Genomic DNA, 14,035 nt, shown 5'->3' with positions numbered 1-14,035 from the left:
CTGAGCCTCGGCGGCTCACCCCTCCGGTTGAATGATGAGCCGACCGTCTGCCCGCTTGCCCCAGGTGCAGATCGGTCGGCCATGCAACTCAATGCCGGCGAACGATTAGATGTAAATGAATTGCCGGTACAACCCATCCAACTGATGACGAATGTCTTCGACGCGCTGCTCGTCACCGGTATCGGTAAATTCGAGTAGCTGCTGTTCCTTGGCAGTGATCTGATCGCAAAGGTCGGACAAGTTCTCGCAGAAAGCCTCGGAATGAACGGTGGGCTCCTCCGTATTCGTCTCTTCCCCTGCTAGTTTTCGCACAGACGAGGCTGGAGAAATCCCATTTTCCTCGTTAAAGGCAATTTGAAGCTGCCTGCGCCTATTGGTCTCATCGATCGCCTGCTTCATCGCCGGCGTCACCGCGTCGGCGTACAAGATCGCCTTGCCGTTTTCATTCCGAGCGACTCGACCGATCATCTGAATGAGCGCATGGGCCGAACGCAAGAACCCTGCACGGTCTGCATCGAGAATGGCAACCAATGATGCCTCTGGAATATCCAGCCCTTCGCGCAAAAGACTAATCCCAATCAAAACATCGAACTCTCCTGCGCGCAGGCCATTGATGATCTCAACACGATCCTCCGCTTTTATGTCCGAATGCATGTAGCGCGCTCGAATCCCGTTGTCCGTCAAGAAATCCGTTAGCTCTTCTGCACTGACCTTCGTCAGCGTAGTCACAAGCACTCGATTCTTTCTCTTCACGCACTTCGATATTTCGGCAAGCAGGTCATCTATGTATCCATCCGCTTTCCGCACTTCAACCTTGGGGTCAAGCAGTCCCGTTGGCCTGATAACCTGTTCGACAACCCTGCCTTTCGACACCCTCAGCTCGTAGTCGCCCGGAGTAGCGGAAACAAAGATGGTCTGAGGCTTGACCTTCTCGAACTCGTCAAAGTTCAATGGCCGGTTGTTCTTCGATGAAGGCAAACGGAACCCGTAATCGATCAGCGTGTCCTTGCGCGCCTGATCCCCCCGGTACATTGCGGATATCTGTGGCACCATGACATGAGATTCATCGACGAACAGCAGCCCGTCTTTCGGCAAATAATCCAGCAACGTGATCGGAGGAGAAGCTGCGTCTCGGTCGCTGAAGTAGCAGGAATAATTCTCCATCCCCGAGCAATAGCCGACCTCGCGCATCATTTCCACGTCATGCGTGATCCGCTCGTACAGTCTGTTTGCCTCGACCAAGCGATTATTCCTGTTCAGCTCGGCAACCCGCTCTTCCATATCAGCGAGTATCTTTTTGGATGCAGAATCTATTTTGTTCGTGGGCGGTGCGAAAAGCGTTTTTGGCGAAACCAAATAATGGTCTATCTCTCCCAACGTCTTGCCAGTAACAGGGTCCATCCATTGGACAGACGCAACAGTGTCATCCAACAGTTCCACCCGAACCGCCCTGTACTCGGAATCAGCGGGGAAAATGTCAATCACATCACCTTGGACGCGGAACGTTGCACGCTTGAGCGTACGCTCCGTGCGATCATATTGCAGCAAAGCCAAGCGACGAATTAGCTCTCTCTGGTTTAGTTTGACCCCAGGGGACAGAGCGATCTGTAGCGCTCGATATGCATCTGGATCACCCAGGCCGTAGATTGAAGACACCGAAGCGACGACGATCACGTCACGACGCTCAATCAAGGATTTGGTCGTGGACAGGCGCAGGCGCTCAAGGTGGTCATTGATGGCCGAGTCCTTCGGTATGAAACGATCGGTGCCCGGCATATAGATCTCGGGCTGAAAATAGTCGTAATACGAAACGAAGTACTCGACCGCATTCTCAGGAAAGAAGTGCTTCATTTCACTATAGAGCTGCGCGGTCAACGTCTTGTTGGGAGCCAAGATCAACGTGGGCCGCTTCAGACGATGAATCACATTGGCCATGGTGAAGGTCTTACCTGAGCCGGTGATACCTTTCAGCGTCTGGTGCGTCGCACCTTCTTCTATGTCCGACAGCAGCCGCGCGATCGCCTCTGGCTGGTCCCCCGCCGGCGTATAGTTGGAGTGCAGAATAAACATACCGGTTGACATTAGATATCTCCTAATTGAGCTACTTCAATTTGTCCTGATGTATCGGCTATTCCAGAAGACCTATAGCAGTACCAAACTGGGGTGTAAATGACGGCGATCCTGCCGCGCCCCACCTGGGCGTAGGCGTCGCCAACATGATAGCCCAACACATGGGCGGGCTTCCCAGTGCATATCCGCCGATCGCCACGACGTCAGCCAGCGGCCCGTCTGCCAATGCACCTGGAGCCACTCGCCTCGTTGAGCGCTGACATCGAGCCGTGGCGGGCGAGGTTGCTCTGTACGCCCAATGTGTGGCGCCGGCTCCCGCCGATACGCGCCTTTGTCTCTCTCAGCCCTCCAGACGAGGCGTTGGAAACGTGGAGCTACGTCGCCCCTCTAAAGATGCACGATCTCAACATTCGGCCATTTGCCTGCAAGGTACTCGGCCACTAGCCTCCGATGGCAGTGATGGGGCTTGTCTTCGCTGCAAAGCAGGCAACTGTTATCAATCTTTTCTTTATCGATTGACTCAATCTTTCGGGACGACATTAAATCCAGAAATTTACTGGCGTAGATATCCCAATCTCCCCCTTTTATTTTATATTCCTCGAACATGTCTTTGGTTGGAGCAAGTGCTGGTAGATGTTCATATTCCATCCCACACAACGCCTCGGAAAAATATCGAAGATCCTCGCGTTTAGCGAACCCGGCCAATTGCGAAACATTATTCAGGCGAACATCGACAAGGCGCTTGGCACCAGAAGCACTTAACTTGGTGAAGAAGGACCGCGCGGAGGTCTTAGTGAATCCAATCGTGAATATCTTCATCTGCCTTATTCCCCTCGTTCCTTCATCCATAAATGGCTGTTATTGAGCTACCGCCAGGCATGCCCGTCAATCGCAGCTAAGGAAACGCTGGGGGCATGGTGTACTAGGGATGGTCTGAAGTAGCCCCTGTTTTCCGGCTACTTCGCCATCGACACTTTCAAAAAACGGTAGCCGCTCAAATCCCGGTCAAACCTGCCGTCTATTTCAGCCTTTTTTGCCGCTGCAAGCACCTCGCAGCAGTCACTTCACTCTTCACGGACGCACCTCTCCTGCATTGGAGAGCAAATGTCGACGCGCCATCCAAATGTTCGACAGGGCGAACAGCGTCACCATCTGAGCAGTGTTTTTCACCAAGCCTCGGAAGCGCACTTTCGTATAACCAAACTGGCGCTTGATCACCCGAAATGGATGCTCAACCTTGGAGCGAACCTGGGCCTTGGCTCTTTCGATCTTACGTATCGCTTTGTATAACGCGCTGCGGTTACCGTGCTTTTTGTAAGTGCTGCGCCGGGCTGCAATCTGCCAGATGACTTGGCGCCCCTCATGCTCTTCACGCTTCTCTACACCGGTATAGCCCGCATCAGCGCAGACCACGTTCTCACCACCGTGCAGCAGTTTGTCGACTTGGGTTACGTCCGCGACGTTGGCCGCAGTGACCACCACGCTGTGCACAAGCCCGGACTCATCGTCGACACCAATGTGAGCTTTGGCACCGAAGTAATACTGGTTGCCCTTCTTGGTCTGATGCATTTCCGGGTCGCGTTTGCCGTCCTTGTTCTTGGTCGAACTGGGCGCATGAATCAGAGTGGCATCGACGATGGTGCCTTGTCGCAGTGACAAGCCACGGTCGCCCAAATAGCCATTGATCACGCCGAGAATACCGGTGGCCAACTCATGCTTTTCCAGCAGGCGACGGAAGTTGAGGATGGTGGTTTCATCCGGGATTCGCTCCAGGCTCAGACCGGAAAACTGGCGCAGGATCGTCGTCTCGTACAGCGCCTCTTCCATCGCCGGATCGCTGTAACCGAACCAGTTCTGCATTAGATGAATCCGCAGCATCGCCATCAGCGGATAGGCTGGACGGCCCCCTTCGCCCTTTGGGTAATGAGGTTTGATCAGAGCAATCAAACCCTCCCAGGGTACGACCCGATCCATCTCTATCAGGAACAGCTCCTTGCGGGTCTGCTTGCGCTTACCGGCGTACTCGGCATCGGCGAAGGTCATTTGTTTCATCATCGAAAAGCTCGGCGATTGGTGTCCGGGGATTTTGCCAAATCAGGAAGTTTTTTTCAGGATTTCCCCAGCTGCGCCACAACGGCCATGGCAGGCTCCATTCTCTCCCCGCTTCAACGGCCACGACCCGAACAGCTCAAGAGCTTAGCACCGCCTTTTGCGGTTGCGTGCCTCACCACTCACGCTTACTCCCTTCCAGAACGCGCCAACTGCTAAGCTACATGAGGACGACTCGCCCACAGCGCAAAGCACCTGTGTTCGCGCTATTGGCTGTCCCGTGCGTTGTGGTGCTGACCGTCGATGACGAGTCGAACCTACTGTATGGGCACTGCGCGCGGCAGCCTTTCATGCGTGCCAGCTACGTGCCCAAGGTTGGACGCGGATCGAAGCGTGCGCAGGGTTTTTCGTGAAAGTATAAAATCTAATCAACTTTATCAGAAGAAAATATATGATCGTAAGAAACTTTGAATACTTGCTTGCTTTGCACCGTGAAGGCCATTTTGGCAACGCGGCCAAAAGCTGCAATGTTTCTCAGCCGACACTCTCCGCGGGCATTAAGCAATTGGAGGAAGACATGGGTGTCGAGATCGTGCGTCATGGCCGACGCTATGACGGCCTCACTTCTGAAGGGATGCGCGTACTGTCTTGGGCTCAGCAGATGTATGACGACTGCAAAGGGCTGGAGCGAGAACTCTCCGCACTACGGCGAGGTATAGAGGGGCAATTCCGGCTAGGGATACTCCCAGGAACTGCCGGTGTAGCGCCCACATTAAGCATCGCCCTTGCTGAAAAAACACCCTTACTTCAACAATCAGTTCTGGTTTCCGGCGCTTCTTCCCTGCTACAGGCGATTCGAGAAAACAATTTGGATATCGCACTCATGCATTTGGAGGATATCCCAGGGGAAGACTTCGATACTCACCTTCTGTACCGTGAACGCATTTTCCTTTTTCACGCCGCGAGAACACAGCAACCCCGAAGCACAACGTGGGACCATGTTCTCAATAGACAACTCTGCGTGCTGAACTCGGCAGTACCTGAACCCATTCAAGATAGGCTGATGCAATGTACCGCGCAGACTATTCGCACTGATTCAATTGACGTGCTATCGGCACACGTGGCGACAGGAAAATATTCGGCAGTTCTTCCGCAATCTCTCGCCGGCCAACTCGCGCACATTCCAAATCTCCACGCAATCGCAATCAATGGACCAATGTCGCACTCAAATGTCGGATTCGTTGCTGGGAAAAATGCGTTCGAGGCACCGTCATCGCGTGCATTGCTCGAAATGGTGCACACCCCCGAACTCGCCGCCACTCTTCAATCCGTTATATCGATCCATCGTCGGTTCCAGCCCAAAGCAGACTCATCTCAAAGCCCCCTGAAATAGCGAGTCTTGAAGAGCAACTCTGTATTGCTTCAACCAGGCGAAGATTGCAGGCATGCCGTGTGCGCCGCTAACAGGCGCCACGTGCTGAGCAACCCATCGAAGGCCACTAGGTCCAGGGGCAACTCGGGGGACAGGAGTACCTGCTGCATGCGGCCTCCTCATGTCTCGCTGGGTCGAGCTGACTGTTCCTAGATCAAGCTAGGAGGCGCGATGTAGCGATGATCGTTGCCCTCTCCCGGCTAGGAGACGAGCACGGCTCGACGATCCCGCGTAGATAGATCGTGCCTATCTGTACATAGATTATTCCAGTTTGACCACTTCTGAGCTTGATCCGATGCTGTCAAGACCGCAGAAGGAGACGCGGCCAACGGCTAGGCAGTACCACGATCGTTCTTCTTGACAGCGGTAAATTTCGTTTCCCACTTCGATTTAGAAGATGGAAACATTAACGCACAGAGGTGACGAAATGACTCCGACCGGTAACCGAATCGTGACTTTCGAGAAGCCCTTGGAAATGAAGGTCAACACCTTCAAATTTCCAGAGCTGATAACCCCTCAAGGGAAAAGCGCACCCCATGGCGCTATCCTCAAAATAGTTACCACAAATATCTGTGGCAGCGACCTTCACATTTATCGCGGTTCGTTTGCTGTTCCCAAGGGAATGACCATGGGCCATGAAATGACCGGCGAAGTGATCGAAGTGGGATCAGACGTCGAAGTCGTGAAGAAGGGCGACATCGTTTCCGTTCCCTTCAATGTGGGGTGTGGGCGTTGCTACAACTGCAAGCATATGCGCTCCGATGTATGCGAGAACACCAACCCCGAAATCGACTGCGGAGCCTACGGGTTCAACCTCGGTGGCTGGACGGGGGGGCAAGGTGATTATCTCTTCGTACCGTATGCGGATTTCAATCTCCTTCGCTTCCCTGACAAGGATGCCGCCATGGAAAAAATCCGCGACCTGACCCTTCTCTCTGACGTATTACCCACAGCTTTCCATGGGTTCGCTGGCCCAGACTGGCCAGCCGCGCCGGCCTACGTCGTCGGCGAAAACATCCTGATCTTCGGTGCCGGGCCGGTCGGCAGAGCGGGTGCCGCCTGCGCCAGACTTCTGGGTGCAGGCGCCATCATCGTTGCCGATTACATTCAAGAGCGGCTGGACCTTCTCAAGCCACACGGCGTGGAAACCATCAACCTTTCCGACGGCGTGCCGATCGAGGAGCATCTCGAACGCATTACCGGGCACAGGGAGGTGGATCGCGTCATCGACTATGTTGGTGTGGACTGCCGCGGGTTTGGCGCGGAGGCTGACAAGATCGTGGAGAGCGCTGTTACCAACGCAATGCTCAAATATGTCCGCTTCGGCGGAATGACCAGTACGGTCGGTGTGTACTGCGCAAACCCGATCTCGAAAGACCCGAAAGCCAAGAAAGGCCATATGGATCTGGAATGGTCCAACGCCTGGATCAAGTCGCCGCGAATGTCGGCTGGTCAATCTCCGACGGCCAACTACAACCACGCGTTAATGCGGGCGATACTGAACGATCGCATGCCTTACCTTTCGCCGATGATGAACACTAAGTTCATCAAGCTCGAAGACGCGCCCGCCGCGTACAAAGAGTTCGACGCGGGTTCTGCATACAAGTACGTCATCGACCCGCATGGTTCAGTGCGGCATTAAGCATCCGGCGCGGGCTAAGCATCAGGATGTCTCACACTTTCTGGTGAGAGGCATTCTGGTCCCGCCAGTCTCCGGGCAGCAACTGGAGCCGGCGAATATTTTCGCCGGCATTTGCCGTCTGCCCCAGGGTACTTGCCTTGGCTCGGACCAGGAGCAGAGCCTCAGCAATCCGCAGGTGATGATCAACCGCAAGCGTGTTCAAGCGCTTGGTTCGCAATCGGCCAAGGGTCAGACGGGGACGATGCACGGCATCCATTGACGTGCGTGGCTGGAGATAGCCTTCGTCTGATCCTTATCACCCCACGGACTTGATCAGGCTCGCCTAGTGTTGTGCCTGCCTCGGGCCATCGCACGGTCAACCCAGCCCTGGCTCATTCAGCCAGAAGTTTCCAATGATGTGGCCGAACTCGCCGCCGCCAGAATGGCAGTCACTTCTATAGGGAGATAGCACAGTGTTGGATAAGTCGGAACGGGAGGGTGGCCTATGGAGCTGCGCCATCTTCGCTGCTTCGTAGTTCTTGCTGAGGAGCTACATTTCACGCGGGCGGCTGAGCGCCTGCATATCGAACAACCACCGCTATCACGAGCCATCAAGGAACTTGAGGACGAGTTGGGCGTAGTGCTCTTCGACCGAAACCGACGAGGAACAGTTCTAACGGCGGCGGGCGCGGTCTTCTTGCAAGATGTTCGCCGTCTATTCACAGTGCTGGAACAGGCTCGTGAAAATGCCAAGGCTGTGGCATCGGGCTTGCGCGGTAGCCTGCGCATCGCTGTATCAGATGGGGCTATCGATCCACGGCTGTCGGCATTTCTGGCTCGTTGCCGCGCCGAGGAGCCGGAGATCGAAATACGCTTGTCAGAAGTGCCTCTGGCAGAGCAAGTGCGTGGCTTGCGTTCGGGCGACTTCATGATCGGGTTCGCGCACACGGGCGATGTCGGCGACGGTATCGCTGCCGAACCAATCTGGCACGACCCGCTGGTGATTGCGGTGCCAGCTCGTCACTCATTGCTCACCTACAAGGAGGTGCCACTTCAAGAACTTCAAGGCCATCCACTTGTCCTGTGCGACCCGCAGGTATGCGAGGGCTATTGCCGCGAACTCAAGCGGCTGCTCAACACGTTGGAGCACAAGCTGAATGTTGTCGAGGAAGTGTCCTCGCTGGACATGATGCTCACGTTGGTCGGCGCCGGCTACGGCATCGGCTTCATGACGGCGACCAAGATTCCCATCTCCCAACGGCCGGATGTGGTGATCCGCCCCTTGGCGATGGATTCTGCCGTGATCACCACCTACCTGCTTCGGCCGGACGGCGGCAATTTATCGGCTTCGGTGGAGCGATTTATCGTTCGCCTTCGCGACTCTTCGGACGGTTGACGGAGCCTGGCAGGCTAGACACTCAGGGATCAGTGTCGGCACGCAGATTGCGTTCGGTCGCCGTCATCAGGTCAGCCGCGCTTATTCCAAGTGCCGTAGAAATTTTCAGTATGAGCGGAAGCGTGGGCACGTGCTCACCACGCTCGATCTTACCCATGTGAGAACGCGAAATGCTTGCCCGAGATGCGAACTCGTCTTGCGCGACTCCTTGAGCGACGCGCGCAGCGCGCACGGCCTGTCCGAAGGCTAACGCCGACTCGGATTCATACGTCGATGTGCCAGAAGGACGGCCTGGCTGAATTGTTGATTTCTGCATTAGCAGAAGCGTCAAACAATCTGCCACAATTAACCACGTTAAAGATAACGACGTTAAACTTCACTCTTTCCTGAAACGCTGGTTTGCCTTTCTGGACAGATCGCTTATTGGGGGCCCTCATGCATGACGCCACCAGCCAGTTTTCCCATTTCAGGCTTGCTATCGCGCCCGGAGTGCCATCCTCTTGCCTCACAACGCTTCTTGCCCTACAGCGCGCGGAGGAACCAGAAGTCACCATCACGTTCTTTGAGACCTCAGCCGATGATCTGTTGACGGGCCTTGAGGAAGGCCGCTACGACGCTGGAATGACGCTTCGGAACGCTGGTGCTCCGGCTGTGAAAAGCCAACCGCTCTGGGTGGAGAACGTGGCTGTTGCAGTGCCGCTGGGGTCCCCCTTAGTTGCCCAGGCGAAGATCACGCTTGCCGAGCTTCTGGACTATCCGGTGTTTCGCTGGCCGGCGGAGGCTTGCCTACTGCTGGATCAGCGACTGTCCTTTCTTCCGTTGAGCCAGCAGAGCATTCAGCACGTGACTTCGTTCGAGATGATGGCGCTTTGGGTGACCGCTGGCTACGGAGTGGGGCTCTCCGCGCAATCGCGCATTGAGCGTGCCCATGCGTGGGGGATCACTATGCGACCGCTTTCAGACGGCCCCTACGAGATCGTGACATACCTGCAGCGACCCCACGGACGAGCCAATGTTGTTTCTGAGCGGTTCGAGCACAGGGCAATGCTGGTTGCCAGGGACAGGGCGGCTTGCTCGAATACCCCATAGCCCGCTCTCGCCGAGGCTGCGTGCGGGTAATTGCAGCGGCACGCGCCTGTTAGCGCGCCAGTGATAGCGCTTCCATCTCTGGCAATATGATGAATTAACATGGTCTTTGGAGGCACGAATGGTTGGAAGTGGTTGGGATCGAGTACCAATTGACTCGCAAAGCATCGATGCGCCGCTGTCGCGCGCGGCGGTGTTTCTCACGTTGACGGTCGCCGAGGGCCACGAGGCCCTTCAGGCGGTCGCCGGCGTCTTGGACGGGCTGGACGACCTGATCAAAACGGTGGGCTTCCGCGATCTCAACGGCCGGCTGTCGTGCATCACTGCACTGGGATCGGCGCTATGGGACCGTTTCCAGACCGGGAAGCGCCCGAAGGAACTACGGCCCTTCGTGCCCATCGAGGGTGCCAAGCACACCGCGCCTGCCACGCCCGGCGACCTGTTCTTTCACATCCGTGCCGAACGCGAGGACCTCTGTTTTGAATTCGAGCGCCTGCTGCTGGACCAACTGGGCAGCAGCGTGACGGTGGCCGACGAGGTGGTCGGTTTTCGCTACTTCGACTCCCGCGACCTGCTTGGCTTTGTCGATGGCACGGCCAACCCGACCGGGCACGACATCGGCGCCTCGACGCTGGTCGGCAGTGAAGATCAGGCGTTCGCCGGCGGCAGCTACTTGGTGGTGCAGAAGTATCTGCACCAAATGCAGCCGTGGGCTCGGCTCGCCAAGGACGAGCAAGAGCGGATCATCGGCCGGGAGATCGTCAGCAATGTCGAATTGCCCGACGCGACGAGCGGCCAGAAATCGCACAAGACCCTCGCCACGATCGTGGACGACGACGGCACCGAGCACGACATCCTGCGCGACAACATGCCCTTCGGCCGCCCCGGCCAGGGCGAATATGGCACCTACTTCATCGGCTACTCCAGGCATCTGTGGGTGACGCAGAAGATGCTGGAGCGCATGTTCCTCGGCGATCCGCCAGGCATGCACGACCGCCTGCTCGATTTCTCGACGGCGCACACCGGCGCCGTGTTCTTCGCTCCCGCACCGCGCACGCTGAGCGAACTCGTGGAGGCGGTGCAAGCGTAATGCAGGGGCCGCAAGGCCCCTGCAAGGTTTGAGAGCCCTATGCTCCGTCTAGAACTACTGCGCTATCCACCAGCCGACGAACGCTTTGCCGCACATCCTCGGGGATGGGGTACGGGGCAATGGCCTCGGGCATATCCGCATAGTGCTGGTAGTCGCCCATGATGACCTGGATGATCGCCGGTACGTTGGTCGGCGTGACCGCATCAATGGCCGCGCGGTCCCCCAGGTCAGGGTGCGGCTGGGTCAGCATGCGGTACAGATCCCACGAATCCGCGTGCGGGCACTGGTTCATGAGCACCTGGGCCAGCTTGTGCTTGAGCGGCACCAGTTGCCAATCGGGAACACGCTGCCCCCGATTGCCCAAACTGATGGACAGCAACTTGCCCGCTTTCAGTTCGCGGTTGATCTGGTCCTTGGACTTTCCGGCCAGCTTGCCGAACAGCGGGACCGGCAAGCTGCTTGGAGACTCGTAGATGGTCAGCATTTCCTCGCGCTCGCGCTGGATCGCGGACACTTCCGGCTCTGGGGCATGCGTCGGAGGCGGCGGTACCTGAGACAGCCGCTGGAACGTGATGCCGCCGCTGCTCGGGGTTACGACAATAGGCGTGGCCACGACGGGCGGGACGCCGGGAGGAGTGGGCTCGGCCATCGCGAGGGTCGCATCCACCGCTTCCTCCACTTCTGCCATCGCCGGCGCCCCGTCGATACGGATGGTCAGATGCGCGCTCGCGGCTTCCACTTCGCCCTGTTCGAGCAGGTCGAGCCGATCGGCCCAGTCCTGCATCATCCGACGGCGCGGCTCAACGTACTTGGCGTGGTTGTAGGACGAACTCACCTTGTTGGGGTCGGAATGGGAAAGCTGCGCGTCCACCCAAATCTTCGGGTAGCCAATCTCGTTGAGCGCCGTCGAGATAGTGCCGCGGATGCCGTGGCCGGTCAGGCGCCCCTCATAGCCCATGAGCTGCACGGCCTTGTTGAGGGTGTTCTCGCTGATGCGCTTCTTGAGTTCGCTGCGGTGTGACAGCAAGTACTTCTGCGCCGGCCGCATCACCCCCAGGAGATAGCGCACGATCTCGATGGCCTGCAGGGATAGCGGCACGATATAGGGGGGCACATCCTGCGGCCGCTTCCCTGCCTTGCGCATTTCATCCTGGAGCTGCTTGACGATCTGCGGTGGGATGATCCACAAGCCCCTGTCGAGGTCGAACTGTTCGGGTTCGGCCAATCGCAGTTCGCCGGTGCGCACCCCGGTCAGGAACAGCAGCCGGACGCCAAGCTGGGTCTGCCAGCCACGGGGGTTGTAGAGCCGGAGCTTCTGGAGGAACTCGGGCATCTCGGGCAGGTGCAGGTAGGGATTGTGGGCTACGGGGGGCTTGGGCTCTGCCACCACGTCCAGGTCGGCGGCCGGGTTGACTTCCAACCCCTCGGCAATGACCAGGGCATAGCGGAACAACTGGTTGAACCAGGTGCGGACCTTCTCGGCGGTGGTGAACGCCTTGCGTTTCTCGATCGCCGCCAAGACGCCCAGGAGTTGGGGGCGGCGAATGTCGTAGATCGACATTCTTCCCAGGGTGGGCAACACGTCCTTGTTGAAGATGCGCAGGATCTGCGACAGCGTGCTTTGACGGCCTTCCTTGAGTTCCTTGCGGCGATGCTCGACCCAGGCATCGAAGACGGTCTTGAAGGTGTATTCGCCCGCCAGCTTGGCCGCGTGCCGTTTCTGGTCGCGCTCGACCTGAGGATCGATCCCCCTGGCGAGCAGGGCCTGGGCCTTGTCTCGCTCGATCCGGGCCTCGCGCAGGCTGAGAGCAGGATAGCCGCCCAGGCACAGGCGCTTTTGCTTGCCCAGCCAGTAGTAGCGGAATTGCCATGACTTGCCGCCTGCGGCTGAGACCATCAGGCCCAGGCAGTCGTTGTCGGAGAGGGTGTAGCGTTTTCCGGTGGTCTTCGCCTGCCGGACGGTCAGATCAGAGAGCGCCATTTCGAGACTCCTAAGTAATGACTTAGGCCCTATGCTCGTCATGGTCCCCGCTCAGCCCCAGCAACTATCCGGTAGCCGACCCACCCGTATTCTTGTGCCTTATTTGGTCACTCAAAAACGGTAGCTGTGGGTGGATTTCCGTGGCACTCGCTGGAATGAAAAAAGGAGCCGAAGCTCCTTTTTTCAATGACCTACAGACCCCAGTAGAAGTCTGTGGATCAAAATTTGGAGCGGGAAACGAGTCTCGAACTCGCGACCTCAACCTTGGCAAGGTTGCGCTCTACCAACTGAGCTACTCCCGCACTATCCTGCGACGCTGATACTGCCAGTTCCCGATGTTTCGTAACGCTGAGCCAATTAGCGCCGATCACACCGTAACCTTAAAAATCTGGAGCGGGAGACGAGTCTCGAACTCGCGACCTCAACCTTGGCAAGGTTGCGCTCTACCAACTGAGCTACTCCCGCAGATTTGCTACCGAACTCTTCTGCTGCTGCTTCGCTTGCTGCGTCGCGCCGTGCATCAGAGAAACGAGATTATGTAGAAGGCAAAGAAGGCTGTCAACAGTTTTGTGAGAGGAATTTTGCGGCGACTTTTGCCGCAGGCGCAGATTCTTACGATGCGCGTGTTCGCACAAACCTCACAGCATGCCGCCACGCTCGCGAATCTGCGGCCACGCGAGCTTCATGTAGTAGAACATCGACCAGACGGTCAGGAACGCCGCGACGTAGATGAGCCACAAGCCCCACACGCGCGTATCGATGACCCATTGCACGCCGGTGATCCTGAGCGGTCCGTAGAACAGCAGCATCGGAATGGCGACCATCTGGCACACGGTCTTGAACTTGCCGAGCTGATTCACCGCGACGCTCTTGGACGCGCCGATCTGCGCCATCCATTCGCGCAGCGCGGAAATCGTGATTTCCCGCCCGACGATGATGAGCGCGATCACCGCGTTCAGGCGTCCCAGTTGCACGAGCACGAGGAGCGCGGCGGTGACCATCAGCTTGTCGGCGACGGGATCGAGGAACGCGCCGAACGCGGACGTCTGATCGAGCTTGCGCGCGAGAAAGCCGTCGAACCAATCGGTGAGCGCGGCGAGCACGAAGATGAGCATGCCGAGCAGATTGCGATGCTCCGGGCTCATCATCATGTCCGGCAAATAGAACACGCCCACGACGAGCGGAATCAGCACGATTCGCAGCCACGTCAGGAAGATCGGTAGATTGAACGGCATGGGCGAAAGCGGTTGAAGGACATGTAAGGGAGCCGCCATTGTGCCGCGTCGATCCGGCGCTCACAAGGCGCGCGG

11 protein-coding genes and 2 tRNA genes are annotated in these 14,035 nt (G+C 57.4%); 5 read left to right on the top strand and 8 right to left on the bottom strand.

Annotated features, from left to right (window positions below):
- Positions 1 to 105: 105 nt before the first annotated feature.
- The 3 genes from uvrB to LY284_RS01550 form a co-directional block, all read right to left on the bottom strand.
- Entirely contained in the window at positions 106 to 2,082 is a 1,977-nt protein-coding gene (gene uvrB, locus LY284_RS01560; RefSeq protein ID WP_028690943.1) for an excinuclease ABC subunit UvrB, read from the bottom strand.
- Between the two features lie 375 nt (positions 2,083 to 2,457).
- Positions 2,458 to 2,889 carry a DUF488 family protein gene (locus tag LY284_RS01555; protein ID WP_023835768.1) on the bottom strand — a complete coding sequence of 144 codons (432 nt, stop codon included), beginning with the start codon at positions 2,887 to 2,889 and terminating at the stop codon, positions 2,458 to 2,460.
- A gap of 252 nt (positions 2,890 to 3,141) precedes the next feature.
- Positions 3,142 to 4,122: an IS5-like element ISPa26 family transposase gene (locus tag LY284_RS01550; protein ID WP_024086516.1), complete on the bottom strand. Its 981-nt coding sequence runs from the start codon at positions 4,120 to 4,122 to the stop codon at positions 3,142 to 3,144.
- 448 nt (positions 4,123 to 4,570) lie between these two features.
- Between LY284_RS01550 and LY284_RS01545 the strand changes: the two genes are divergently transcribed.
- The 3 genes from LY284_RS01545 (at position 4,571) to LY284_RS01535 (ending at position 8,568) form a co-directional block, all read left to right on the top strand.
- The gene (locus LY284_RS01545) at positions 4,571 to 5,512 is read left to right on the top strand and encodes a LysR family transcriptional regulator (RefSeq protein ID WP_028698648.1); all 942 of its coding nucleotides are present in this window, start codon (positions 4,571 to 4,573) and stop codon (positions 5,510 to 5,512) included.
- A gap of 514 nt (positions 5,513 to 6,026) precedes the next feature.
- On the top strand, positions 6,027 to 7,193 hold the full coding sequence (locus tag LY284_RS01540; protein WP_020924942.1) for a glutathione-independent formaldehyde dehydrogenase: 1,167 nt from the start codon (positions 6,027 to 6,029) through the stop codon (positions 7,191 to 7,193).
- A 484-nt stretch (positions 7,194 to 7,677) separates the two neighbouring features.
- Entirely contained in the window at positions 7,678 to 8,568 is an 891-nt protein-coding gene (locus LY284_RS01535; protein ID WP_023103878.1) for a LysR family transcriptional regulator, read from the top strand.
- A gap of 22 nt (positions 8,569 to 8,590) precedes the next feature.
- On the opposite strand, the gene LY284_RS01530 is transcribed toward LY284_RS01535, so the two are convergent.
- On the bottom strand, positions 8,591 to 8,884 hold the full coding sequence (locus LY284_RS01530) for a helix-turn-helix domain-containing protein (protein ID WP_009459591.1): 294 nt from the start codon (positions 8,882 to 8,884) through the stop codon (positions 8,591 to 8,593).
- 119 nt (positions 8,885 to 9,003) lie between these two features.
- Between LY284_RS01530 and LY284_RS01525 the strand changes: the two genes are divergently transcribed.
- A complete protein-coding gene (locus tag LY284_RS01525) occupies positions 9,004 to 9,657 on the top strand; it encodes a substrate-binding domain-containing protein (protein ID WP_023106332.1) in 654 nt (217 codons plus the stop codon).
- Between the two features lie 118 nt (positions 9,658 to 9,775).
- Positions 9,776 to 10,744 (top strand): Dyp-type peroxidase, encoded by a 969-nt coding sequence (locus LY284_RS01520; protein WP_020924940.1) that lies wholly within the window; start codon positions 9,776 to 9,778, stop codon positions 10,742 to 10,744.
- A gap of 37 nt (positions 10,745 to 10,781) precedes the next feature.
- On the opposite strand, the gene LY284_RS01515 is transcribed toward LY284_RS01520, so the two are convergent.
- The 4 genes from LY284_RS01515 to pgsA all read right to left on the bottom strand — a co-directional run bounded on the left by LY284_RS01515 (position 10,782) and on the right by pgsA (position 13,960).
- On the bottom strand, positions 10,782 to 12,725 hold the full coding sequence (locus tag LY284_RS01515; protein ID WP_023103875.1) for an integrase arm-type DNA-binding domain-containing protein: 1,944 nt from the start codon (positions 12,723 to 12,725) through the stop codon (positions 10,782 to 10,784).
- 226 nt (positions 12,726 to 12,951) lie between these two features.
- Positions 12,952 to 13,027: transfer RNA gene (locus tag LY284_RS01510), tRNA-Gly, on the bottom strand.
- A gap of 87 nt (positions 13,028 to 13,114) precedes the next feature.
- Positions 13,115 to 13,190: transfer RNA gene (locus LY284_RS01505), tRNA-Gly, on the bottom strand.
- A 173-nt stretch (positions 13,191 to 13,363) separates the two neighbouring features.
- Positions 13,364 to 13,960 carry a CDP-diacylglycerol--glycerol-3-phosphate 3-phosphatidyltransferase gene (gene pgsA, locus LY284_RS01500; protein WP_041730547.1) on the bottom strand — a complete coding sequence of 199 codons (597 nt, stop codon included), beginning with the start codon at positions 13,958 to 13,960 and terminating at the stop codon, positions 13,364 to 13,366.
- Positions 13,961 to 14,035 lie beyond the last annotated feature (75 nt).

The organism is Caballeronia sp. PC1, from assembly GCF_021353155.1.
GTDB lineage: Bacteria > Pseudomonadota > Gammaproteobacteria > Burkholderiales > Burkholderiaceae > Caballeronia > Caballeronia cordobensis.
This window is presented reverse-complemented; position numbering and strand designations above follow the sequence as displayed.